The 24261-nt window shown below is 42.5% G+C and carries 20 protein-coding genes; 5 read left to right on the forward strand and 15 right to left on the reverse strand.

Annotated elements, in window-relative coordinates; all coding sequences use genetic code 11:
• The first annotated feature begins 98 nt into the window (after positions 1-98).
• Complete coding sequence (asd, locus tag E5A76_RS10450; protein WP_053986974.1) at positions 99-1217, forward strand: aspartate-semialdehyde dehydrogenase; 1119 nt, start codon at positions 99-101, stop codon at positions 1215-1217.
• A 66-nt stretch (positions 1218-1283) separates the two neighbouring features.
• Here asd and E5A76_RS10455 read toward each other — a convergent pair whose 3' ends face one another.
• The 3 genes from E5A76_RS10455 to sodB all read right to left on the reverse strand — a co-directional run bounded on the left by E5A76_RS10455 (position 1284) and on the right by sodB (position 6336).
• Entirely contained in the window at positions 1284-4382 is a 3099-nt protein-coding gene (locus E5A76_RS10455) for an efflux RND transporter permease subunit (protein WP_161118892.1), read from the reverse strand.
• A complete protein-coding gene (locus E5A76_RS10460) occupies positions 4369-5526 on the reverse strand; it encodes an efflux RND transporter periplasmic adaptor subunit (RefSeq protein WP_161118893.1) in 1158 nt (385 codons plus the stop codon). The genes E5A76_RS10455 and E5A76_RS10460 overlap by 14 nt, the downstream gene beginning before the upstream one ends.
• A gap of 225 nt (positions 5527-5751) precedes the next feature.
• Positions 5752-6336 (reverse strand): superoxide dismutase [Fe], encoded by a 585-nt coding sequence (sodB, locus tag E5A76_RS10465; protein ID WP_053986971.1) that lies wholly within the window; start codon positions 6334-6336, stop codon positions 5752-5754.
• Positions 6337-6664: 328 nt separating this feature from the next.
• Here sodB and E5A76_RS10470 point away from each other — a divergent pair, with 328 nt between their 5' ends.
• Positions 6665-7003, forward strand: a complete 339-nt coding sequence (locus E5A76_RS10470) for a Grx4 family monothiol glutaredoxin (protein ID WP_008987566.1) — start codon at positions 6665-6667, stop codon at positions 7001-7003.
• Positions 7004-7111: 108 nt separating this feature from the next.
• Here E5A76_RS10470 and E5A76_RS10475 read toward each other — a convergent pair whose 3' ends face one another.
• From E5A76_RS10475 to rnt, 4 genes are all read right to left on the reverse strand, one after another.
• Positions 7112-8434 carry a Na+/H+ antiporter family protein gene (locus E5A76_RS10475; RefSeq protein WP_053986970.1) on the reverse strand — a complete coding sequence of 441 codons (1323 nt, stop codon included), beginning with the start codon at positions 8432-8434 and terminating at the stop codon, positions 7112-7114.
• A 288-nt stretch (positions 8435-8722) separates the two neighbouring features.
• Complete coding sequence (locus E5A76_RS10480) at positions 8723-11134, reverse strand: VolA/Pla-1 family phospholipase (protein ID WP_161118894.1); 2412 nt, start codon at positions 11132-11134, stop codon at positions 8723-8725.
• Between the two features lie 40 nt (positions 11135-11174).
• A complete protein-coding gene (locus tag E5A76_RS10485; RefSeq protein ID WP_161118895.1) occupies positions 11175-12437 on the reverse strand; it encodes an outer membrane protein transport protein in 1263 nt (420 codons plus the stop codon).
• A 275-nt stretch (positions 12438-12712) separates the two neighbouring features.
• Positions 12713-13378: a ribonuclease T gene (gene rnt, locus E5A76_RS10490; RefSeq protein WP_053986967.1), complete on the reverse strand. Its 666-nt coding sequence runs from the start codon at positions 13376-13378 to the stop codon at positions 12713-12715.
• 239 nt (positions 13379-13617) lie between these two features.
• Between rnt and motY the strand changes: the two genes are divergently transcribed.
• Positions 13618-14511, forward strand: a complete 894-nt coding sequence (gene motY / locus E5A76_RS10495; RefSeq protein WP_053986966.1) for a flagellar protein MotY — start codon at positions 13618-13620, stop codon at positions 14509-14511.
• Between the two features lie 62 nt (positions 14512-14573).
• Here motY and E5A76_RS10500 read toward each other — a convergent pair whose 3' ends face one another.
• Positions 14574-15017, reverse strand: coding sequence for a DUF2753 family protein (locus E5A76_RS10500; protein WP_161118897.1), 444 nt, complete (start codon positions 15015-15017; stop codon positions 14574-14576).
• 210 nt (positions 15018-15227) lie between these two features.
• Here E5A76_RS10500 and E5A76_RS10505 point away from each other — a divergent pair, with 210 nt between their 5' ends.
• Complete coding sequence (locus tag E5A76_RS10505) at positions 15228-15677, forward strand: hypothetical protein (RefSeq protein ID WP_161118898.1); 450 nt, start codon at positions 15228-15230, stop codon at positions 15675-15677.
• Between the two features lie 68 nt (positions 15678-15745).
• Here E5A76_RS10505 and nth read toward each other — a convergent pair whose 3' ends face one another.
• The 7 genes from nth to rsxA form a co-directional block, all read right to left on the reverse strand.
• Positions 15746-16381, reverse strand: coding sequence for an endonuclease III (gene nth / locus E5A76_RS10510; RefSeq protein WP_008987558.1), 636 nt, complete (start codon positions 16379-16381; stop codon positions 15746-15748).
• A 151-nt stretch (positions 16382-16532) separates the two neighbouring features.
• The gene (locus tag E5A76_RS10515; protein ID WP_053986955.1) at positions 16533-17231 is read right to left on the reverse strand and encodes an electron transport complex subunit E; all 699 of its coding nucleotides are present in this window, start codon (positions 17229-17231) and stop codon (positions 16533-16535) included.
• Position 17232: 1 nt separating this feature from the next.
• On the reverse strand, positions 17233-17865 hold the full coding sequence (gene rsxG / locus E5A76_RS10520) for an electron transport complex subunit RsxG (RefSeq protein ID WP_107165389.1): 633 nt from the start codon (positions 17863-17865) through the stop codon (positions 17233-17235).
• Between the two features lie 14 nt (positions 17866-17879).
• A complete protein-coding gene (gene rsxD, locus E5A76_RS10525) occupies positions 17880-18926 on the reverse strand; it encodes an electron transport complex subunit RsxD (protein WP_161118899.1) in 1047 nt (348 codons plus the stop codon).
• Between the two features lie 2 nt (positions 18927-18928).
• Positions 18929-21619 carry an electron transport complex subunit RsxC gene (gene rsxC / locus E5A76_RS10530; RefSeq protein ID WP_161118900.1) on the reverse strand — a complete coding sequence of 897 codons (2691 nt, stop codon included), beginning with the start codon at positions 21617-21619 and terminating at the stop codon, positions 18929-18931.
• Between the two features lie 2 nt (positions 21620-21621).
• The gene (gene rsxB, locus E5A76_RS10535; RefSeq protein ID WP_161118901.1) at positions 21622-22206 is read right to left on the reverse strand and encodes an electron transport complex subunit RsxB; all 585 of its coding nucleotides are present in this window, start codon (positions 22204-22206) and stop codon (positions 21622-21624) included.
• Positions 22206-22787: an electron transport complex subunit RsxA gene (gene rsxA / locus E5A76_RS10540; protein WP_008987552.1), complete on the reverse strand. Its 582-nt coding sequence runs from the start codon at positions 22785-22787 to the stop codon at positions 22206-22208. Before rsxA ends, rsxB begins: the two co-directional genes overlap by 1 nt.
• A 404-nt stretch (positions 22788-23191) precedes the next feature.
• Between rsxA and pepE the strand changes: the two genes are divergently transcribed.
• Positions 23192-23929, forward strand: a complete 738-nt coding sequence (pepE, locus tag E5A76_RS10545; protein ID WP_161118902.1) for a dipeptidase PepE — start codon at positions 23192-23194, stop codon at positions 23927-23929.
• Positions 23930-24261: the final 332 nt, after the last annotated feature.

The following is a 24261-nucleotide window of genomic DNA, read 5'->3' on the forward strand; positions in this document are numbered from 1 at the left end:
AGTATTTTTAAATGAATGTGAAAATTATGCTTGTTTTTAGGGTGTTAAATCTCTATAGATGGAACAAGAATTAAATTACAACAGGGAGTGTCGTAGAAATGATGAAAGTAGGTTTAGTTGGTTGGCGTGGCATGGTCGGCTCTGTACTGATGCAACGTATGATTGAAGAAGGTGATTTTAAGCTGATTGATCCTGTCTTCTATTCAACTTCTCAAGTAGGCATTCCAGCGCCAAATTTTGGTAAAGATGCAGGAATGCTGCAAGATGCTTTCGATTTAGAGAGTTTAAAACAGCTTGATGCAATCATTACCTGTCAAGGTGGTGGTTACACTGAAAAAGTTTATCCGGCATTGCGCCAAGCCGGTTGGAAAGGTTACTGGATTGATGCAGCGTCTACACTGCGTATGAAGCCTGATTCAATCATCACACTGGATCCAGTTAACTTCGATCAAATCCAGCAAGGTATCCACAAGGGTACAAATACCTACGTAGGCGGTAACTGTACTGTAAGCTTAATGCTTATGGCTGTTGGTGGCCTATATAAAGCAGGGCTTGTTGAGTGGATGACATCGCAAACGTATCAAGCAGCCTCTGGTGCGGGTGCGAAAAACATGCGTGAATTGATCAGCCAAATGGGCGTGATTAATGACACAGTGAGCAGCGAGCTGGCAAACCCAGCGACCTCTATTTTAGATATTGACCGTAAGGTTGCAGATACACTGCGCTCTAGTGATTTCCCGGCTCAAGAATTTGGTGCGCCGTTAGCGGGTTCATTGATCCCTTGGATTGATGTGAAGCGCGAAAATGGCCAAAGCAAAGAAGAGTGGAAAGCGTCAGTTGAAACGAACAAGATCCTTGGTTTAGAAGACTCACCAATTCCTATTGATGGTACATGTGTACGTATTGGTGCAATGCGCTGTCACAGCCAAGCATTAACGTTAAAGCTGAAGAAGAATGTACCACTAGACGAAATTGAAGAAATTATCGCATCACACAATGATTGGGTGAAAGTGATCCCGAATGATCGTGATGTAACAGTACAAGAGCTAAGCCCTGCAAAAGTAACAGGCACGTTATCAGTACCTGTTGGTCGTCTACGTAAACTGGCTATGGGTGATGATTTCCTTAATGCCTTTACTGTGGGTGATCAGTTGCTATGGGGTGCTGCAGAGCCACTTCGTCGTACTCTACGTATTATTCTTTCTGAGAAAGCGTAATCACAATTACAAGATAATAAAAAACGCCTACAGTGATGTAGGCGTTTTTGTTTGTGTAAATCTTATTTAGTGTTGATTTCGCTGGCGGAAACCACGACCACTTAATAAGGTTTTTAGCGCATCTTTTTCTCTTAACTTACTCATCCCGACATAAGCAACTGGCACTAGAAATAGTGAAAAGAATGTCCCCGCGGTTAACCCTCCGACTAAGACTAAGCCAATATTTATACGACCTAATGAGCCCGGACCTGATGCAAATGCTAACGGTAAAGCACCTAAAATCATGGTCAGTGATGTCATTAAAATTGGGCGTAAACGGGAACGAGCACTGTGAATCGCCGCTTCAATGGCTGTTTTGCCGTGCTTACGTTGCTCGTTGGCAAATTCAACCAGTAAAATCCCGTGTTTAGTAACTAACCCGACTAAGGTCAACAGTCCTATTTGTGAGTAAATATTGAGGCTTTGCCCAAAGACCCACAGGGTCAGTACTGCGCCTACAATACATAGGGGAACGGTAAGCAAAATGATTAATGGATCAACAAAGCTCTCAAACTGTGCGGCTAAGATCAAATAGATGAAAATAAGCGCCATCAAAAACAGTGTTTGGGTACCATCTTGTGAGTCCATTAACTCTTTCACGACACCGTCATAGGCATAGCTTTGTGAGTCACCAAGCAGTTCTGGTATGTTTTCATCAACATAATTGCGTATATCACCAGCGGTATAGCCCGGCATTAAAGTGGCAGTAATTTCAGCACTGTTTTGCCCCATATAAGTCTTAAAGTTAGACTCGGAGGTTACCGCTTTAATCGAGACGAATTCAGACAAAGGAATGTTTTGCCCTGATTCTGACGCCACATAAAGCTTATCGATAATATCGAAGTTGCCGAGATCTTTGCGGTTAACTTGAACGCGAATAGGGTAGGTATAACCATCATCGGCCTGTAAATTTGCCGCCTTCAATGAACCAAGGAAAGTAGATAAGGCATTGGTTACATCGGTATAAGCTACACCTGATAAGATAATTGCATTGCGATCAATGCGTAAGTCATAGCGTAGTTGATCACGCAGCAACGAGCTTTTAACACGCGTTAATCCTTCATATTCACTTAGCTTTTTAACGACACGGTTCGCTGTATCATTGAGCTTTGTATTATCTCGATTAACGGTTTTTAGTTGTAGCTTCAAATTGGTCGCAGCATTAAGACCATCAGCCGAACGTACACTAAATGACATGCTATAGGCAGGCAACGTTTTCGCTGCTTTATCGGTAAGCTCTGCCACTATATCATCAGCAGGTTTAGTACGCTTACCCCAAGGTTCAAGTAAAATATGGTTTGATGGTGTTCCTTCGATGTAGGATAAATTGGCTGCGATGTCTTTATTATCTTCCATAACACTGTTTAATTCAGAGTTATGTTTGATGTGATAACGACGACCTACCCCTGTTGGTGCTTCAGCACTGCCATCAATAAAACCCGTATCTTCGGTTGGTAACAATACTTGTGGCATCGACCACACCGCCACTCCTGATAGTGCGATTAACGTAAGTGCCATGCCACCCATCAGTGCCTTACGATCAAACCATTTTGCGAGTTGTTTGCTGTAGCTATCTGATAACCTATGTAGTTGTTTATCAATGGCTGCAAACCATTTAGGCTGCTGTGATACTGGCTTAATTAAATAAGCACTCATCATAGGTGAGAGGGTTAGTGCCACAAGACCTGAGATAATCACTGATGCTGCAAGGGTAAAGGCAAACTGGCGGAATAGATCAGCCGTCATGCCTGACATCAAGCCAATAGGCAAGTAAACCGCTGCAAGGGTCATGGTCATGGCTATTACCGGGAAGATAATTTCGTTACTGCCTTTGATTGCTGCGTTGAGTGGGGTTTCACCTTCTTCAATATAGCGATAACAGTTTTCGACCACCACAATGGCGTCATCAACCACCAGACCAATCGCTAGAATAATGGCTAAGATAGTTAGTACGTTAATGCTGAAACCGAGAAATGACATCACTGCAAATACACCAATAATACATACTGGAATGGTAATAATTGGGATCGATGCAATACGCAGTGAGCCAAGGAAAAGCACGACGATAACGGAAACTAAAACCACCGCCTCTAACAGGGTATGAAAGCCTTGATCAATGGATTCCTGAATAAAGTCGGCTTGGTTATATACCATCTTCATTTCAAGACCGTCAGGTAAATGTTGCTGCATGTTTTCGATTTCAGCTTTTACTCGTGCTGCCACATCAACAGGGTTTTCACTCTTTAGCGGTAACACCTGGAGCGACATAGCCGTTTCACCATTCACTTTAAGTTTGCTTGGCGTTAGGCTGTTTTCACCCATTTTGACATCAGCAATGTCTTTGATGCGAATAATGTTGCCATCATCCACGCGGATCACAAGATTCTGAATATCTTTGACACTCGTGACTTGGGTTACTGGGTTAATTTGAAAGTTACGCGCTTCACCGACAATTTGACCGACAGTAAATGATGAACTGTATGCGCTCAGTGTTGTAACTACATCTGCTGCTTTAACATTTAATGCCATCATGCGGTTTGGGTTTAGCCATACACGTACGGCTTTGGCTGCACCACCATAAGGGCCATAAACGGCACCGACACCAGAAATATGTCGAAATTGTGGTTTGATTTGTTGACCAATATAGTCATACATTTCTTGCGAACTCATCGTTCCTTTATTAACAAAGGTGATGATGTTACTGGCTGAGCTTTTATCTGCTGAATCGTCAGTTACGGTAGGTTTATCAACCATACTCGGTGGAAAATCGGCAATAGCTTCAATACTACTACGTAGTTTGTTCATTAAATTCGCGTATTCAACATCGGAAACACCATCGTCAAATTTTACATTTAATGTGCATCTACCTTGAGTACAGTCAGTCGTCATAATATCGACGCTTTCTAATCCCGTTGCTGCATTGATTAAATGCGTAGCAACGTTGCGTGACATAAAGTCAGCACTGGCACCATCAATACTGGCTGTGACTGTCGCTTTAGGTGTGTTGTGCTCAGGGAAATATTGAATCGCTAGTTTTTGGAATGAAAATAGACCAATAAGAATAATCGCGATACTTAGCACTGAAGCGAAAACGGGATGTTTAATACAGACTTCAGGTAGCTTCATGATTTGGCTCCGTTACAGTCTTTTTCTCTGTTTTACCCGCAGTAGCAGGATCAGTCGTTTTCTTTTTTGGCGCTTGTGCTGGCGCATCTGATGTTGGTGTTTGGGTTTTGATGATATTAACCAGTGTTTCATCATCAATTTTTTGATGCCCAGTAACAACAACCTTATCATCCACTTTTAAGCCTTTTTCAACAATCACATAACCATTGTTGAGGTTGTCGCCTAATGTTAGATAGCGTTTAGTTGCAATGTTGTTTTTATCTACGACCCATACATAACGATCTTCATTGTGGGCAAGAATGGCATTTTGAGGTGCCACAATATGTTCAGTGCGACCGTTTACCATTTGGCTTACTTGGGCAAACATGCCCGGAGCTAAAATATGGTTCGGGTTTTCGATACGCGCATGAATTGCTACGCGCCCTGTGTTTTTGTTCACCGCCGGTGCAACGTAATCAACAACACCGTTAAAGGTCATATCTTTATAAGCTTCAACCGTTACCGTGATGGGTTGGCCTTTTACCGCTTTGCCGAGATCGTTCTGACTAATGGTGTATGACACTTCAACCGGATCAAGGTTATAAATGCTCACCAATGGCGTTATAGCATCAATCATGCTGCCTTTTGACTTGGTGAAATTCGTGAGTTCACCATCGAAAGGAGCAGTAATAATGTAGTCTTTTAAAATCGCTTGTTGCTGGCGGTAATCAGCCGCAGCAAGGGTAGCGGCATCTTGCAGTTCTTCAAAATCTTGTTTTGATAACGCGCCAGGTTGTTTTTTGTTGAGCTCAATCACTCGTTTAACTTTGTTTCTTGCAGTGGTGAGCGAACTTGCCGCTTTATCGAGATCGGCTTTTGCCTTGCTACTGTCGAGCTTGGCAATAGTTTGGCCTTTTTTCACCACGTCGCCATCTTTGAAATTAATCGAAACCAGTTTGCCAGGGGTACTAAATGTGAGCTCTGCAAAATCAATCGCATTGATTTTTCCGACTTCATTTAATGTAGCTACAAACTCTTTAGTGGAAATGGGTTCAACGGTAACAGGAACAGCTTGAGGTTGTTCATCATCACTGGCTTGAACATAGCTTGTTGCTGTGAATGCCATGATGGTAAACAGAAGTGGGGATAGTTTTTTATAGTGCACGTCGTTTAACTCTTATTGGAGGGATAAGGGTGTCGATGTGTGAGAAAGATATAGAAAAAGTCGATCTATAATGTCAGTGAATGGTTAGGTTGCTATTGGTATTGTTAGGTTTATGTTTGTTTTTCTTATTTTGTTATCTTCTCCCCAAAGAGCCTAGATATAAAAAAACCGTGAATATCATATATATTCACGGTTTATTATTAGGCTTTACGCTTTAATGGGTTATTAAGCTGCTAGGTTTTTAGCAACGAAATCCCAGTTAACTAGTGCCCAGAAACCATCCATGTAGCTTGGACGTAGGTTGCGGTAGTCGATGTAGTAAGCGTGTTCCCAAAGGTCAACAGTTAGTAGTGGTGTAACGCCTTCTTCTGTGATTGGGCAACCAGCGTTAGAAGTGTTAACGATCGCTAGAGAGCCGTCAGCGTTCTTCACTAACCAAGTCCAAGAAGAACCGAAGTTGTTGATTGCTGAATCTGTGAATTTAGCTTTGAACTCAGCGAAAGAACCGAATGCTTTTTCGATTGCTGCTGCTACTTCGCCAGTTGGTTCACCGCCAGCGTTAGGTGCTAGACAGTTCCAGTAGAAAGTGTGGTTCCAAACTTGAGCTGCATTGTTAAATACGCCGCCAGTTGAAGTTTTTACGATTTCTTCAAGTGACTTTTCAGCAAGCTCAGTACCTTCAACAAGACCGTTAAGCTTAACAACGTAAGTGTTGTGGTGCTTACCGTAGTGGTATTCAAGAGTTTCTTGAGAAATGTGTGGCTCAAGAGCGTTCATTGCGAAAGGTAGAGCTGGTAATTCAAATGCCATTGCTCAATTCTCCATATTGGTTTGGTGGCGTTTGCCACGACATTATTGCTTCCAGTAAGCATCGAGGCTTACTTAATTTATTTTTGAATCTGACCGTTTTATTTTAGCAAGTTTTTTCTTTATTAAAAGACTTGGCTATAAAAAAATACCCTATACCTCGTTCAGGTGAACGTCAATAACCTTTTAATTAGCAAGGTTAAATAGTGCTCTGCTTAAGGATTGAATTAAAAGCCGTCGGTTAGGAGCGGGAAAGTATTTTTATTGGTGACGATAACCAAGTAGAATGGTAGGGTTTAGGTTATTACTATTAAAGTTGTACGAGGAAGCTATGGAAACTATCGACAAGATCAAGCAGCAGATCGCTGAAAACCCAATCCTACTTTACATGAAAGGTTCACCTAAGCTACCAAGCTGTGGTTTCTCATCTCAAGCGTCTCAAGCGCTAATGGGCTGTGGCGAAAAGTTTGCTTTCGTTGATATTCTGCAAAACCCTGATATCCGTGCTGAACTTCCAATTTACGCACAGTGGCCAACATTCCCACAATTATGGATTGAAGGTGAGCTGATCGGTGGTTGTGACATCATTCTTGAGATGTTCCAAAAAGGTGAGCTTCAGCCACTAATTAAAGAAGCAGCAGCACGTCGCGACGCAGCTTCAGCAGAGTAATTCTTCTGTAACGTCATTTGTTTAAGGTGATATGATTTTTAAGTCTTTCACTTTTAAGCAATAAAAAAACCGCCAAACTCGGCGGTTTTTTTGTATCTAAGAAAAGGCCTACAGCACCATAGATGCTAGCCAACCAAAACCAATTAACGGTAAGTTGTAGTGAATGAACGTTGGTACAACTGAATCCCAAATGTGATCGTGCTGACCATCCGCATTCAAACCTGATGTTGGACCTAACGTTGAATCTGACGCTGGTGAACCAGCATCACCTAATGCTGCTGCGGTACCAACAATTGCAATGGTTGCCATTGGTGAGAAACCAAAAGACAGACAAAGTGGCACGTAAATCGTGGCAAGGATCGGAATGGTTGAGAACGATGAACCGATACCCATAGTAACGAGCAGACCAACAACTAGCATCAATAGTGACGCTAATGGTTTGTTATTACCAATTGCTGCCTCTAGTGAGTTAACCAGTGTTTCAACGCCACCGGTTGCTTTCATTACCGCAGCAAAACCTGCTGCTGCAATCATAATAAATCCGATCATCGCCATCATATGTACACCTTTCGTGAACACATCATGGGTTTCTTTCCATTTAATTACACCCGTGAAAGTAAAGACCATAAAGCCCATTAAGCCACCGATGATCATTGAGCCACTGTAAAGCTGTGCACCTAGCGCAGCAAAAATTGCCACGATAGCGACATAGACATGGCGCATATCGATTTCTTTTTTCTCTGGCTCACTCGCTAAGATTTTCTCCACCGAATATTCACGTGGTTTACGGTAGCTAATGAAGATCGATACTAATAAACCGAACACCATGCCACAAGCCGGTAGGATCATTGCAACAGGCACTTGGCTTGCTAATACGTCTAAGCCGTTATCGTGTAGGTTTTTCAGTAGGATGTTATTTAAGAAAATACCACCGAAGCCAATTGGCAGTACCATGTATGGCGTAACTAGACCAAATGTCAGTACACAAGCAATAAGACGACGGTCTAACTTTAGCTTCGCAAATACATGAAGTAGTGGCGGAATAACGATAGGGATAAAAGCAATATGAACAGGGATGGCGTTCTGAGAAGAGATTGCCAATAAAAGTAAAATGATCAGAACGCTGTATTTGACGCCAGTCGCTGCGGCTGCATTATCATGACCACTGATTTTCTTAATCACTTTTTGTGCTAAGACATCAGTAATACCAGAGCGTGAGATTGCAACTGCAAACGTACCTAACATGGCATAACTAAGTGCTGTGGTAGCACCGCCACCAAGACCACCTTCGAAGGCCGATACCGCATCAGTGAGAGACATCCCACCAATAAGGCCGCCAACAATGGCACTAAAGGTTAGCGCGACCACAACGTTAACTCGCAATAGGGCGAGTAACAGCATGATACATACCGCTATAACTACAGGGTTCATAAAGCTTCGATCCGTCCGTATAAATTAGGAAATTGTGAACTACATTATTTTACGTATTTCAAAGTGTGTGAATAATCACAGAATCATTAGGGTGAAATAACACCGTTTTTACCAGTTTGCTTAATTTTTTGCACATGTCGAGGACAAAATGTGTTTTGAACCACATTTTATTGAGGTTGTATGATTTTAAACCAGTAAAAATAGGATATTGAGGGAATGATTTGGTAATGAAAAAGGCTAGCACAGCGCTAGCCGCTAGCCTTTGGTGATTATGATGTGATTTATAATTTACGGCTCTGAAGTTAACACTGTTGTATCTGTGATGGTTAATGTTTTGCCATCGCCATTAACGAAAGAGTGCATTTGCGATTGCATTTCACCGGTGACTGCCGCATTTGCTGTTGGGTCGAGTAATGATGAATGACTGCCAGCGTTAAATAACACGGCATTTCTCACTAATGTGCCATTAATAGATGCCGTTGTTGGTGCCAGTTGCATCGTTTTAATTAATGGTAATGTGCCCGTAAATGGTGAGTATGGAACTGGAATGTCAGTGCCAGCAACCGTTGCTCCAAGTGGCGTATTATTGGGAATGGTTTCATCATTTTTTACTTGGGTTAAGTAAACCGATGCTGTACTTGGTACTAATAACGAATGATTAATGGGATCAACACTATCAAGTACGGTTTGTGCGGCATAAGCAAACTGGGTAAACGAGTTATAGATACTACCGAGTGTTGCTAATGCGCTTTCACTTCCTTCATTGATAAGTGTCGCTTCATAACCTTGATAGCAATCGGCAATTGGGTTGTTACCGCATTGTGCTTTAAAGTCAGCATTAGCACTGGCTAAGATACTGCCTTTGATCAGGTTACCAAAACTCCCAGAGTTCAGCAGTAGATAAGGAATTTCAGCCCCAGGGTTAGCAAATGCAAATTGGTTAACTGCAAATAGCTGATCGGCGGTGGCATTACCAGTAGGACGATTAGCGACACTAGCGACATTAATACCTGTCATCGCACCTAATGAGTGACCTGCGAAGTTAACCTCAGCGGTTGGATCTAGTCTTGCTAAAGCACCTAAGCTTGCTAGTTGCTCTGGTGCTGTTTGTGCAAGCGTACCGATTTGTACAAATAGACGTGTGATCGCCGCTTTTAGGTTAATCACGTCAATGGTGCTTTGGCGTAAATTATCACGGGCAACGGTTAATGCAGCTAGGTTTAAGAACACTGAAGGATTATCTGCTGCCGTAACACCGCCCACACCACGATCACCATGTAATGGTAGATTAATCGCAAAGATGGCACGACAGTCATCACCAATTATACTGTCAGCTAACCCAGTAGCTGTCAGGGTATCCTTACTACTTGTTACGCCATGTTGGTAAATGGTAACGCTGTTTGAAGGACAATTAGTACTATCTGACGGTAATACTAAGGTGTACTCCATTGAGGCAATCGAGCGCAGTTTAGGCACAGGGCTGTAACGGGTGATCAGCCTTGCTTCATCTAACTGTTTACCATCAGGCAAAATAATTTCAGAACCGAGTAGTGCCGCTAATACTCGCTGTTGTGCTGCAGGATCGGTGGCGATATTGGCAAAGTCGGTTGGATCGATATTTAGCTCAGCAATTTTTGTCTGAACGGCAAGTTTTTCAGCATCTGTACCATTGGTTAAAACGTATTGAATTCTTGCAATACTTGGTAGGCCGCTTTGCCAAGGTGTAGTTAAGAATTTGTCAGGCTCGGTGCTTAAGAAGTAAGGCAGATGAATGGTACCTGTGAAAATTTCCCCTTTACCTAATAGTGTCGGAGTACTTGGAGTGGTTGGTGGCTCAAGATTAAATAAAGTGGCATCTAAAATCGCTGTATCAATATTGCTATCGATTGCAGTGCCTTTCCAAATATCGGAAGGCTTACTATTTATCTCTAATGCTAATGCAGTGGTGGATTTGGCAGCAAAAAGCACATCACCGACAGAAGCTGTCGTAAACCATGAAGAGAAAATAATACTGTTTTTATCAACGCCCACTTGTGCAAAAGCGGCTTCTGTTGCTTGAGTAATAGCTTGGGCTGGTAATAGGGCATCTGACGGTGGCGTTGCCGTGGATTTTAAGGTGGCGTAAGAGCCACTTGTGCCGACAGGATTGTTTTGATCATCTTTTAGTGCATTGGTTACTGCAAACATATAATTACTGGCAGGATCCAAGGGTTTCAGTAATAACGCTGTTAATGTATCACCAGCCGCTTGTACCACGTAATCTTGCCCTTCAACCAGCTTTATAGGTGCTGTGGTATCTAAAGAATCAGTCGGATCGCCGGATTTAATTAAGTAGAAACTTCCTGTTGCACTATCAGGGTTTAATGGATTGCCTTTAAAGTTGACAAGGATCGGCTGGCTAGTACTCCAACCATCGGTTGCACCCATAGCAACGACAGGGTTTGAAATATCATTAGGATCGTCTGCACTACTTTCTACGCTTAATGTACCATCCTCTTGATCCATTGCTAAATAAGTGGGCATCACAATAGTTGGCGACGTTGGATTTGAAACAATATCAAAATTGACTGTAGTTGCAGCATTTAGGCTATTGGCGGTATCTGGATCAATCGTTGGTGCGCCTGTAGTTTTACTATCGCCACCACATCCTGTTAGTCCCAAGCTAGCAGCAACGATGATGGATAAAATATGCTTGTTCATATTATTCCTTATTTCTCAATATTCAGTTTATGTCTTGGGGCTAAAAGGTGTAGTTCATCTGTGCTGCGCCTATGTAGGCATCACTGGTCGCAGTGAAACTGTCACCAGATTCTATAAAGGTGCCTTTTTTGCCATAGACATAGCTAAAACCAAGATCAAAACTTAATTGATCACTGTATTGGTAACTTGCACCTGCTGAATACCAGAAGCGATCGGTATCTGGGATACTGAGTGTCGGTTTACCGCCTTGTTCATCGTAAGCAAAACCTGCACGGAGCGTGACTTGTGGGTTGAGGTTATAGGTTCCACCAATCGCCCAGCGGAATGCATCGTCATACTCTTCTTCTTTCAGCAAACATACGCCCGGTAACTGACCTCCGAAATTACATTGCTCGCTGGTCGCTTTTAACTCGGTGAACTTGCTCCATTGGGTCCAGAAAATACTGTAGTGGATCGCTAATTGAGTATTGAGTTGATGGAAGCCTGAAAACTCTGCGGTCGCAGGAAGAGGAGCAGAAAGGTTAGCATCAATAGTGTCACCTCGACGGGTAGCCCCAAGGACTTGTCCTGAGTAATCGGTAAATTCACCATCAAAATCGAGATCGACTTGTGAGCGATAGGCTAAACCGAAGCGATGGTTTTCATTAAGTTCAAATAGTGCACCGATATTCCAGCCAAATGCCCATGTTTCCCCTTCCATATTAATGGTTTTATCGCTGGGTTTGATAGCAGGGTAGAAGGGTAATGCGTTTTGACCGTAATGGCGAAATAACTCAGCTTTGGCATAAACAGCACTGATGCCAAAACCAAGGCTCCATTGGTCGTTGAGTTTGTAAGCGACACTCGGGTTTAGGTTAATCGTAATGAGTGAGGTTTTACCTGCGGATGTTCCGTCATAAAAATCATCAGGATAGTCAGTGGTCACACCATAATTAGAAAACAGTGACATACCCCAAGAAAGGCGATCATTGAGCGGTTGAACGAAATAGGTTGAAGGGACAAAGGCGAGAGGGGCAACATCCTCTGCGGTTTGTTCACCGTTAGGTGCATCATGAGCGGTCACATCAATGTCAGGTAAGACAAGACTTCCTTGTGCTGAGATCGCCATTTTATCGAATTTTGTCATGCTGGCAGTGTTACGTGCGAGTACGCCAGGATTATCAGCAATGGCTGCTTCACCAGCAAAAGCACGACCAAGACCGGTGGCTGATTGCTCTGAAACTTGGAAACCTGCCGAGTAAGCCTGCGTTGAAAGTACTGCAGCGGCAATGGCAACGGTGAGATAACGTTTTTTTATGGACATTATACTGCCTCTCTATGCTTTGTTATTTAGCTTCTTATTCATCCCTGAAAGGAAAAACAAAATATTAAGTACAAGAGTGAGTATAAGACTGGATACGTTAAATGTTAATAAAATGTAACTTAAAAATTAATGTAACAATCATGTATTTAACATGTTTTTGTAATAACTGTTTAAAACGTTTAATTGAAAAATGATTTAATAAAATTAAAGTAAAAAAAAGCTCATAAAAAATATGAGCTTATGATTCTTTAACCTTGTAACTTTCTTAGAAGAAATTACAGATTTTCGTTTTCATCCGTTTGAGGTGCCATTAGTGGCCAACCTCCTAACTTCTTCCATTTGTTAACTATTTCACAAAATAGCTCAGCAGTACGCTCGGTATCGTAAAGGGCTGAGTGTGCTTCACGATTATCAAATGGGATATTTGCCGTTTGGCAAGCTTTCGCTAAAACCGTCTGTCCAAAAGCAAGGCCACTCAGTGCTGCAGTATCAAAAGTTGCAAATGGGTGGAATGGGTTACGTTTTAGTTTAGCGCGTTCAGAGGCCGCCATTACAAAGCTATGATCAAAGGTGGCATTATGAGCAACCATGATTGCGCGTGAGCAATCCGAAGCTTTCTGCTCTTTACGGATTTGCTTATAGATCTCTTTTAATGCGTGCTCTTCCGATACTGCGCCACGTAGTGGGCTGAACGGGTCACGAATACCATTAAATTCGAGCGCTTCTTTATTTAAAATCGCCCCTTCAAAAGGCGTTACATGGAAGTGGATAGTCGTCGCTGGTTTTAACCAACCGTCTTCATCCATTTGCAATGTGACGGCACAGATCTCTAGTAATGCGTCAGTTTTAGCGTTAAATCCAGCCGTTTCGACATCGATGACGACGGGAAAGTAGCCGCGAAAGCGACTTTTTAAGGTATTGAATTCGTTATCTTGGCTCATAACACTGCTGTCAAAATAAATGAATAGGCTATTATGTCAGATTCGCCCCTTGATACCAATTCGATCTGATGTTTAAAAATAAAACCGTGAAGCGTTGTTGCTTAATGTGAAACGGATGCAGAATCGTTAAAGCAATGGGTGATATGGTCGATATAACATAATGATAATTGATGTTTTAAAGTGCTCTTCATAGAACACTTGCCTTATAGCTACTGAATTTTGGATAAAGCGTTATCACAATGACTTTTATTTCGTTTAAATCATGGTCTAGGCCATTGTATCTGTGTGTTTTGTTGTTTTCGCTGCCAAGTTGGGCAGTGAAGCAATATATCGCAACACCTAATCAATCCCACTGGAACGTGATCGTTGATACGCCATTAGAATGCCGTTTGTCTCATAATATTCCCGGTTATGGTGATGGGGAGTTTGTCGCTCGTGCCAGTAAAAAGCAGTCGGTAGCATTTGAGTTGAAGATGTATCGCCCAATGGGGGAAACACGCAATGTCCGCCTTACCTCTATGCCTGCACGTTGGATGCCAGGAGAGGCCGCAAATAACATTACACGATTAAAATTTTTCAAACAGTTTGATGGCTATATTCAAGGGAAAACAGTTTGGAACATGTTAGCTGAGCTGGAAGATGGACGTAATCCTACTTTTAGTTATCAAGATTGGCAGCGTCAGAATCGAGCTCTGGAAGTTGGGTTATCAGCGGTATCTTTTCAAAAAGGCTATCAGGACTTTAGCCAATGTTTAAATAAGCTATTGCCATACGGTTTTGAAGACATTGCATTTTCAGTTCTGCACTATGATGAGAATAGCGATACATTGAATAAAATCTCACAGCAACGCTTGGCGAAAATCGCAGATTTTGTCCGTTATTCTGATGATGTCGATTTGGTGCTGGTGGCCTCTTTTAATGACTCCTTGGCTGGGACAACAGAGAGCCAAGATATGTCAGAGCATCGGGCAGAGAATTTACGCAACTACTTTAAATCATTGGGGTTACCTGAAGATCGGGTACAAATAGAGGCTTATGGTAAGCGTCGTCCTATTGCTGATAACTCAACACCTATTGGACGAAGTTTAAATAGACGTGTTGTGATTTCATTAGGCCAAACACCAATGTATTAACTGATATTGCGAATACACAATTGGAGCTCGAACTCTTATTCATGAGGGTTCGAGCTTTTTTATTAGTCTAATTTGAAAGTTGCAATGCGCTCGCAATTAGAATAATGCGGTATTGCTTTAATTTGTTTGGCAATTAGAGGATTAGGGTGCCTTTTTAAGAAGGCGATCAGTGCTGACTTACAGCAACCTAATGACTCAATATAACTATGACAATGTGTTTGTTTGCATTGTGGGATCAAAGAGAGAACTTGTTCAGATGCGAGCTGTAGATACTTTAATTCGTAGTCGCTATCACCGTGCTGACGCCAAAAGTTAGCCAAGTTATGACAAGAGATCACCTTGATAGTAAGTAGTTCGTTTAGTTGTTCTTCATTCGGCATATCAAGCGTCATTTCATCGGCGATAGAAAATGCCAGCTGATAATGAACGATCGACATCACAGGGTTATTATTAGTGTGTGCTTGATCGGCAAGTAATGTGTGTTGCTCCCATGATCTAGTATCCATCTCTTCCCCCTGTTCAGCATTAATGCGCGAATTTAGTACTGTTACATTATTTGTATGATATTAAATCGTACGTATATTAATTGATAATGATTATCAATATCAAGTTTAAAAGAGCGAATAACTGAATATAGAATGAATTTGATGATTAATTGACATGGTATATATTTGTAAAGGTTATGATTTATTGTTGTTTAGATAAGGATATTCGTTATGAATAAAATTGTAGCTATCGTGGTAGTCGTATTACTCGCAGCGGGTATTGGCGTATTTAGTGTGAGTAAATTTACTGAAAAAGCAGCGAATGAAACAACTAAGAAAGTATTAAAAGAAGTAGTAAGTGCTGATTTAGCGCCAGTATCAAAAGCGATTGGTAAATTAGAAGCCTGTGAATCAGGAGCAACAGCAGAGCTTGAAGCTTTAGGCCATACAGCAACACCATTAGGCCGTAGCTTGGCTTATATTGCGTTAGCACAAAACAGTTACTTGATGGGCGATCAAGATGCAGCCCGTGTGCAATTACAGCAAGCGATTGATGCAAGTGCAGATAAACCGTCAGCAGAAGAACGTAATGAGATGTTTGCCAAGTTGGGTGAAGGCGCCAAACAAATGGCTGAAAAACGTAAAGCATACGGTTTTAAAGTCAACTGTGAACCGCTTTAATCGTTAATGATTAAACATGAAAAAAGGAGCGTTCTGCTCCTTTTTTATTAGTTTAAATCTTTTATTAATCAGATATCTACCTTATCTTTGAACTCGCAAAGGTCTTCTATGATGCAGCTGCCACAACGAGGTTTACGAGCAATACAGGTATAACGACCATGTAAGATCAACCAGTGGTGAACATCGACTTTAAATTCCTTTGGAACCACTTTAAGTAGCTTTTCTTCTACCTGATCAACATTCTTACCCATTGCAAATTTTGTACGGTTACACACACGGAAAATATGGGTATCAACGGCAATGGTAGGCCAGCCAAATGCGGTATTTAGCACAACGTTAGCGGTTTTACGCCCAACACCAGGCAGAGCTTCAAGTGCTTCACGGTTTTCAGGGATTTCGCCGTTATGCTTATCTAATAAAATACGGCACGTTTTAATCACGTTTTCTGCTTTTGAATTAAATAGGCCGATTGTTTTTATGTATTCTTTTACGCCATCAACACCTAGGTCATAAATTGCTTGAGGTGTATTAGCAACAGGGTAGAGTTTGTCGGTCGCTTTGTTCACGCTAACATCGGTTGCTTGTGCTGAAAGTAATACTGCAATTAGTAATTCAAAAGGGGTGCTCCAGTTAAGCTCGGTTTCTGGATGCGGGTTTTCTGCGCGTAAACGTTCAAGAATTTGGACGCGTTTTTGATTATTCATTTTCTATTCCAAATAAGGCTTATTGCAATATTAGTAGGGGGTAACAGGGTGAGCGCCTGTTGTGCAATTAAGCGTTTTACTTTTCTATTATTTTGTCGCGATATGGATTAAAAAGAAACCCAATAAGCACCACACTTATTGGGTTTTTTATTTAGTCTACAGAAGTGACGCGAGCACGTTCTACTGTTGGTTTTGACTCTTCTTTTGGTAGTTTTTGCTGACGACGTTTATCAATCACATTCTTGGCTGCAATCATTAAACCGACACCGATGAAGGCACCCGGCGGTAGCATTGCAAGCAAGAATCCAGAATCAAAGTGGAATACCTGAATTCGTAATACCGATGCCCAACTACCTAATAGACGATCAGCACCGTCAAATAACGTACCTTTACTCAATAATTCGCGCATTGCGCCAAGAACGAACAGCGCAGATGTCATACCTAAGCCCATCCATAAACCATCCAATACCGCTGGTAATGGTTTATTTTTAGAGGCAAAGGCTTCAGCACGACCAATGATGATACAGTTGGTCACGATCAGAGCGATAAAGATACCTAATGATTTATATAGACCAAAAGTAAACGCATTCATCAATAACTGCACGCAAGTTACGAGTGAGGCAATGATCATCACAAATACTGGAATACGAATTTCAGACGGTACCCAATGGCGAATTAAAGACACAATGAGGTTTGAACCCATTAGCACCAAGGTGGTTGCTAAACCGAGACCGAGAGCATTGGTCACTGTTGATGAAACGGCGAGTAAAGGACACAGACCAAGCAGTTGAACAACTGCTGGGTTGTTTGACCACAGGCCATTTGTCATCAATTCTTTATTGGTTGTCATATCACTCACCTGCACAATTTAGTGGTTGGTTGATGATCTTATGCTGGTTTTGATCCCAGTATAATGAAACATTTTTCACGGCTTTAACTACCGCACGTGGGGTAATCGTAGCACCCGTAAATTGATCAAACTCACCGCCATCTTTACGTACCTTAAAGGCGGGATCGTTATCACCGTTTACGCGCTTACCATTAAAGCTGTAAATCCAGTTACTGACTGTGGTTTCAATTTTATCACCCAATCCAGGCGTTTCGTTTTGCTGTAATACACGAACGCCAGTGATCACGCCCTTCATATCAAGGCCAACGATGATTTTAATTGCACCGCTATAGCCGTCTGGTGCAATACCTTCGATTGCCACACCAACAGGTTTACCGTCTTTGCGTGCAATATATGCCGGCATCGCATCGGTAGTACCGAGACGCTTATGATCTTTGACCATAGTACAGCTTTTATAAAGCAAGTTATCGTGGCTTGTTGCTGGGATCACTTGATTTAGCGTATCTAATAGCTGAAGTCGTTGCTGCTCTGCAATACGATCTTCAGTTAAGTAGTTGGTTAGGGCGACTAGCGCTGTAGCTAAACACGCAAAGATTGCGAGAATAGCCCCGTTTTTTTTCATTGCATTAAACATGGCTGCTCTCTTAATTAGTGCCCGTAAGTACGAGGACGGGTGTAGTAATCAATGAGTGGTACACACAAGTTACCAAGAAGAACGGCAAAAGCCACACCATCAGGGAAACCACCCCAAGTACGGATCAAGTAAATCATTATACCGATAAAGGCACCAAAAATTAGGCGACCTTTTACTGTTGTCGATGCCGTTACAGGATCGGTAGCAATGAAGAATGCACCTAACATGGTTGCACCAGAGAATAGATGGAACAGTGGTGAACCTGTTGTATCAGGATGCACTAGGTATACAAGGCTGCTGATCACAAACAGTGACGTTAGCATTGCAACTGGGATATGCCATTGAATAACACGTAGTTTCAGTAGGATTAAGCCACCAAGCAGGAAGCCCATGTTTACCCATTCCCAACCAATACCCGCAATCGCACCATAAACAGGTTTTGCCATTGTCTCAGCAGTGGTGAAGCCAGTATGTAAAGACGTTTTTAAAGTGTCTAATGGGGTCGCCATGGTGTAACCATCAACTGACATTTTTAGTTGAGGTACGCTAAAACCATCTTGGGTAAAGCCTGTGAAAATCGCAGAAATGCTATCCATGAAGTTTGCAGGCTGTGCGCTTAATGATGCTGGTGGTAACCAGGTAGTCATTTGTACTGGAAATGAAATTAGCAGTACAACGTAAGCAATCATCGCGGGGTTAAAGAGGTTTTGACCGATACCGCCATAAAGATGTTTTGCAATAACGATCGCAAAGAACACACCAATAACAGTTAGCCACCAAGGGGCGAGTGGTGGAATGGACAAACCAATTAAAACACCGGTTAACAGCGCAGTGTTATCACGCAAGTAAGGCACAATTGGACGTTTACGCAGTTTTAAAACAAGCACTTCAAAAATGATTGCTGAAATAGATGCTAGCAAGATCTGGATCAGAGTACCGAAACCAAAGAAGTAGCATTGAGCAATAACGCCAAATACCGAGCACAAAATAACGGTGCGCATAATAGCACTGGTGCTACGGCGGTTATGGTCATGGGGTGAACTGGCAATGTTAAACGCCACGATTAATCTTCCTCAATGTTTTGTTGTTCTTTAGCGGCCTGTTGTGCTGCTTTTCTTGCTTTCGCACGAGCAACGGCAGCTGCGACAGCGGCTTTCTTCGGATCGACTGCTTCAGTTTCAGTGGCAGGCTCAGATGTCACTTCTGATTGCGCTTCAGCCTGTAGTGCTGCTTTTCTCGCTTTAGCGCGCGCAACGGCTGCGGCAACAGCTGCTTTCTTCGGATCGACAGTCTCAGTTTCAGCAACAGGCTCAGATGTTGATTCTGATTGTACTTCAGCCTGTAGTGCTGCTTTTCTTGCTTTAGCGCGAGCAACGGCAGCGGCAGCGGCAACTGCGGCTTTTTTCGGATCGACCGTCTCAGTTTCCGCAACAGGTTCTGGTGTCGGTTCTGATTGCGCTTCAACCTGTTGCGCCGCTTTTCTAGCTTTCGCGCGAGCAACGGCTGCAGCAACTGCGGCTTTCTTCGGATCGACTGCTTCAGTTTCAGCGGCAGGTTCTGGTGTCGGTTCTGATTGCGCTTCAGTTTGTTGTGCTGCTTTTCTAGCTTTAGCGCGAGCAACGGCTGCGGCAACAGCAGCTTTCTTCGGATCGACTGCTTTAGTTTCAGCTGCAGGCTCAGACGTTACTTCTGATTGCGCTTCAGCTTGTTGTGCTGCTTTTCTAGCTTTAGCGCGAGCAACGGCAGCAGCAACAGCGGCTTTCTTCGGATCGACTGCTTCAGTTTCAGCAACTGGTTCAGGTGTCGTTTCTGATTGTGCTTGTTGCGCTTCTTTTTTAGCTTTCGCACGAGCGACAGCGGCAGCAATCGCAGCTTTCTTAGGATCAACCTCTGCATTTTCAACAACGGTTTGATCTACAGAAGCTGTTTGCTCATTAGCTTGTTGTGCCTTTTTCGCTTTAGCTCGGGCAATAGCCGCAGCAACAGCATCTTTTTTGCTGTCATTGCTTGAAGCGGAAGCTGTGGTTTCTAATGCTTCTTTTTCAGCCTTACGCTCACGAGCTTGGCGTTTACGCTCTTCACGTAATTTCGCCATTTCACTGTTATCTGGCAGAGTTTCTGATGTTGCACCTTGTGCTGAAGCGGCTTGTTTGGCTTTGGCTGCTGCAATCGCTGCGGCAACAGCAGGTTTCACTTCAGGCTTATCGCTTTGAGCTGCGGCTTGTTTTGCTTTTACACGTGCAATGGCAGCGGCAACAGCATCATCACCACCTGTTTTTGCCATTTCTTCACGACGAGTTTCTGCTGCTTTTTTAAAGCGGTTTTCACGTTCCGCTTTATCACGCTCCATACGTGCTTGTTTAGCTTCAAAGCGTTGACGAGCACGTTCTGCATTGATTTCATCTTGGCTACGAGCCCAGATCTCTGCTTTGGCTTGGCGGTAATATTGCACCAGTGGAATTTCACTTGGGCAAACATACGCACACGCACCACACTCAATACAGTCCTGTAGGTTGTACTCTTCGCACTTTTCGTAGTTCTGATCTTTGGCGTACCACTGAAGCTGTTGTGGTAGTAGTGATGATGGGCAAACATCAGCACAAGCAGAGCAACGAATACATGCCATTTCGTAAGTGTGCAGCGGTAACTCTTTACGTTTTGGCGCCAAAATACAGTTGGTCATTTTGGTGATAGGCACATTGGAATGGGGCAGGGTAAATCCCATTAATGAGCCACCTACGATCACACGAGGATGTTTCTTATCAGCTTTGTAACCGAATTTATCCAATAGATAAGCAATTGGTGTCCCAAGCATGGCAAAAACATTACCACGCTCTTTGAATGCTTCACCTGTCAGCGTAACTACACGTTCAATTAATGGTTCACCATCAATGATTGCACGCTTAATGGCAAACGCAGTACCAACGTTTTGCATGATCACGCCAACGGAGGTTGAACGAGACTGACTTGGTACTTCTCGACCAGTTAAGATCTTCACAAGTTGCTTAGAGCTACCAGAAGGGTATTTCGTTGGTACTACACGGATCAGAATGTTGTCGTCTTCTTTTACGTGTTGCTCTAGTGCTTGAATGGCTTCTGGTTTGTTGTCTTCAATACCAATGATGGTCAGTTTTGGTGAAATGATGTGGCGAAGAATACGCACACCTTCAACCACTTCTTCTGCGTAATCACGCATTAAGCGATCATCTGCCGTGATGTAAGGCTCACACTCGGCAGCGTTAATAATTAAAATATCAACGTTACCCAAACCACCTTGCAGCTTACGTGCAGTAGGGAAGCCCGCACCGCCTAAGCCAGCAATGCCACTTAAACGGATCGCATCGATCAACTCGGCTGGATCACGATCTTCATAATCTGCGTATGTAGTTTTATCGCACCATGTATCTTGTTGATCTGGGGCGATCACAATACATAAGTCGCTTAATGCTGATGGGTGAGCAGTAGTTCGCTGCTCAATTGCAGTGATCGTGCCAGATGTTGGCGCATGTACAGGAACACACATGGCAATATCGCCTTGTGTTAAAGGTTGTCCTTTTTGTACGGTGTCACCAACTGCAACGATAATGTCGCCTTTTGAGCCAATGTGCTGTTTTAGCGGTAAAACAAGTTCTTGTGGGATGCCAGCATTAACGATAGGTGATTTATTCGATAAATCTTTATTTTCGGCTGGGTGGATACCACCGTGGAAATCCCACAATTTACCTTGTTTAATTTGTTCAATGATAGATAGCATGACTACGACTCTACCTTTTTTGTGTTCGGTGTTGCACTGACATTAACGACAGGAATGCGGTTTAGTTGCCATTTCCAGTTATCAGGGGTTTCTTCTACTGGAATCATCTCTATACAGTCAGTAGGGCAGGGAGAGACGCAAAGATCACAACCTGTACATTCGTCTTTGATAACGGTGTGCATGGATTTGGTGCCACCGACAATTGCATCGACGGGACATGCTTGAATACATTTAGTACAACCAATACACATGTCTTCGTGAATGAAGGCGACTTTCTTTACGCTTTTCTCTGCATCGGGAGCAGAATCTGGAACATCAACCCCCATTAAGTCAGCAAGTTTTTCAATTGTAACTTGGCCGCCTGGTGGGCACTTGTTGATCACATCGCCATTGGCTATCGCTTCAGCATAAGGGCGACACCCAGGGTAACCACATTGACCACATTGGGTTTGTGGCAAAATAGCATCGATTTGTTCAACGATAGGATCGGCTTCCACTTTAAATTTAACGGAAGCAAAACCTAGAATAATACCGAAGATTGCAGCAAGAATAGCAACGGCAATGACTGCGATAAGGATCCCGCTCATTACAATTTCACCAATCCAGTAAAGCCCATAAAGGCAAGTGACATGAGACCTGCGGTGATCATTGCAATCGATGCACCTTTAAATGGCTCTGGCACATCGGCAGCGGCAATGCGTTCACGCATAGAAGCAAATAAAACAAGCACAAGCGAGAAACCAACCGCTGCACCAAAACCGTAAATGACAGATTCGATGAAGTTATGGCGCTCATTGATATTGAGTAAGGCAACACCAAGCACTGCACAGTTTGTGGTGATCAGTGGTAGGAAAATACCTAATAAGCGATAAAGCGTTGGGCTTGTTTTATGTACGACCATTTCAGTGAATTGCACCACAACGGCAATAACCAGAATAAAGCTAAGTGTGCGTAAGTACTGAATCCCAAGCGGATCCAAGATGTAAGTTTCAACAAGGTAGGCGCACACAGAAGCAAGCGTTAACACAAAGGTTGTCGCTAAGCCCATTCCGATAGCAGTTTCTAACTTTTTAGATACGCCCATAAAAGGACATAAGCCTAAAAATTTAACCAGTACAAAGTTGTTAACTAACACTGTACCGATGAGTAGTAGGAGGTATTCAGTCATACCGGCTTCATTATTGTTGCAAGAGATCTCGACATTATCTGATTTTGTCGCCGTTATAACAACTCCTGTGGTGTAGGGTTTTAGCGATAATTGCTTTTTTCGTAAACTTCGCAGGTGAAATATAAGTTTTAATTATATTTATTATCTTAATATCACGTTTTTGTTCAGATGTTACCCATTTTACTGTTACCTGTTTGATCTTGGTATGTTTCTATCTTGTGGTGATGTTGTTTTTATACGGTGTGTTTTTATAAGTTATTGAGTTGATTGTTTACGGGTAGAGTTAAGATTTCGGAAAATGTGATTGATTAGCTTGTAAAGGAAGCCTAAACCTCGTTTTATATCCGGGCACTGCTGAGCATCATTTTGATGTAGGCCTAACCGAATAAAATAGGATGTAGATGATGGATATTTTATTGCTGAGTAATGGCAAAATCGCTGGCAACACAGATGTTATGGAATTTGCAGGCGATGCAATTGTTGAACAAGTAAAACGTACAGGCGCTAAGCATTTTTTGGTTATTCCATACGCTGTTATTCGCTCTAATCATGATGATCGTGTTGCTATGGTACAAGCAACCTTTGATCGTTTAGGGCTTGATTGTGTTGCGACAGGGATCCATCAGGCTGCAGATCCGGTCAAAGCGATTGAACAAGCTGAAGGTATTATTGTTAGTGGTGGTAATACTTGGGTTCTTAATAAGAAATTACACGATTTAGGTTTGGTTGGACCATTAAGAAAAGCAGTGTTAGCGGAAGGTGTGCCTTATATTGGTTGGAGCGCAGGTACAAACATTGCGTGCCCAACAATCAGAACGACGAATGATATGCCGATTGTGACAAGTGCTGTGTTAACGTCATTGAACTTTGTGCCGTTCCAAATAAACCCACATTATCTAGAAGCGTCTGTTGAAGGTCATATGGGTGAAACCCGTGATGAACGTATTCAAGAGTTTTTAGAAGTAAACCAACACGAACCCGTGATGGGGATCCCTGAAGGGACATGGCTACAACTTCTTGATGGACAATTAAGTTACCATACCGCGAATGGTAAGCCATTAAAGTTATTCCGTTACGGTGAAACGCCTGTTTATTTTGAGGCTGAGCAAGATATCCAATTTATGATGGAAATTAGTTGTTAATCCCCCCACTAATTCTTTTTGCCGAAAGCCAGCATGATGTTGGCTTTTTGTTGGCTGTAAGTAAGGAGTAGGATCTCAAAATTAGGAATAAACTTAGCCAACACACACTCTGTTGCATATTAAATAATTGTTGATTTTTACAATCCTAGTAAACACGTGATGTTAGCTTAGTTATCCACAAAAACTGTGGATAACTGTGTTGATTTAAGTTTGTAAACTTTATAGTGCGAGATATATGTATAAGAAACTTGATTCATCAATTAATCAAGTTAGGAATAAAAGTGCACTAATATCAATAATTATTATTGAGTTAAATAATATTTATACAGGGA

Source organism: Photobacterium lucens, assembly GCF_009873615.1.
Taxonomy (GTDB): Bacteria; Pseudomonadota; Gammaproteobacteria; order Enterobacterales; family Vibrionaceae; genus Photobacterium; species Photobacterium lucens.

What these genes read in the sequence shown, in the direction of transcription:
- asd (WP_053986974.1), top strand. Translation starts at nt 99, where the DNA reads ATGATGAAAGTAGGTTTAGTTGGTTGGCGTGGCATGGTCGGCTCTGTA.
- E5A76_RS10455 (WP_161118892.1), bottom strand. Translation starts at nt 4,382, where the DNA reads ATGAAGCTACCTGAAGTCTGTATTAAACATCCCGTTTTCGCTTCAGTG.
- sodB (WP_053986971.1), bottom strand. Translation starts at nt 6,336, where the DNA reads ATGGCATTTGAATTACCAGCTCTACCTTTCGCAATGAACGCTCTTGAG.
- E5A76_RS10470 (WP_008987566.1), top strand. Translation starts at nt 6,665, where the DNA reads ATGGAAACTATCGACAAGATCAAGCAGCAGATCGCTGAAAACCCAATC.
- E5A76_RS10475 (WP_053986970.1), bottom strand. Translation starts at nt 8,434, where the DNA reads ATGAACCCTGTAGTTATAGCGGTATGTATCATGCTGTTACTCGCCCTA.
- E5A76_RS10480 (WP_161118894.1), bottom strand. Translation starts at nt 11,134, where the DNA reads ATGAACAAGCATATTTTATCCATCATCGTTGCTGCTAGCTTGGGACTA.
- E5A76_RS10485 (WP_161118895.1), bottom strand. Translation starts at nt 12,437, where the DNA reads ATGTCCATAAAAAAACGTTATCTCACCGTTGCCATTGCCGCTGCAGTA.
- rnt (WP_053986967.1), bottom strand. Translation starts at nt 13,378, where the DNA reads ATGAGCCAAGATAACGAATTCAATACCTTAAAAAGTCGCTTTCGCGGC.
- motY (WP_053986966.1), top strand. Translation starts at nt 13,618, where the DNA reads ATGACTTTTATTTCGTTTAAATCATGGTCTAGGCCATTGTATCTGTGT.
- E5A76_RS10500 (WP_161118897.1), bottom strand. Translation starts at nt 15,017, where the DNA reads ATGGATACTAGATCATGGGAGCAACACACATTACTTGCCGATCAAGCA.
- E5A76_RS10505 (WP_161118898.1), top strand. Translation starts at nt 15,228, where the DNA reads ATGAATAAAATTGTAGCTATCGTGGTAGTCGTATTACTCGCAGCGGGT.
- nth (WP_008987558.1), bottom strand. Translation starts at nt 16,381, where the DNA reads ATGAATAATCAAAAACGCGTCCAAATTCTTGAACGTTTACGCGCAGAA.
- E5A76_RS10515 (WP_053986955.1), bottom strand. Translation starts at nt 17,231, where the DNA reads ATGACAACCAATAAAGAATTGATGACAAATGGCCTGTGGTCAAACAAC.
- rsxG (WP_107165389.1), bottom strand. Translation starts at nt 17,865, where the DNA reads ATGTTTAATGCAATGAAAAAAAACGGGGCTATTCTCGCAATCTTTGCG.
- rsxC (WP_161118900.1), bottom strand. Translation starts at nt 21,619, where the DNA reads ATGCTATCTATCATTGAACAAATTAAACAAGGTAAATTGTGGGATTTC.
- rsxB (WP_161118901.1), bottom strand. Translation starts at nt 22,206, where the DNA reads ATGAGCGGGATCCTTATCGCAGTCATTGCCGTTGCTATTCTTGCTGCA.
- rsxA (WP_008987552.1), bottom strand. Translation starts at nt 22,787, where the DNA reads ATGACTGAATACCTCCTACTACTCATCGGTACAGTGTTAGTTAACAAC.
- pepE (WP_161118902.1), top strand. Translation starts at nt 23,192, where the DNA reads ATGGATATTTTATTGCTGAGTAATGGCAAAATCGCTGGCAACACAGAT.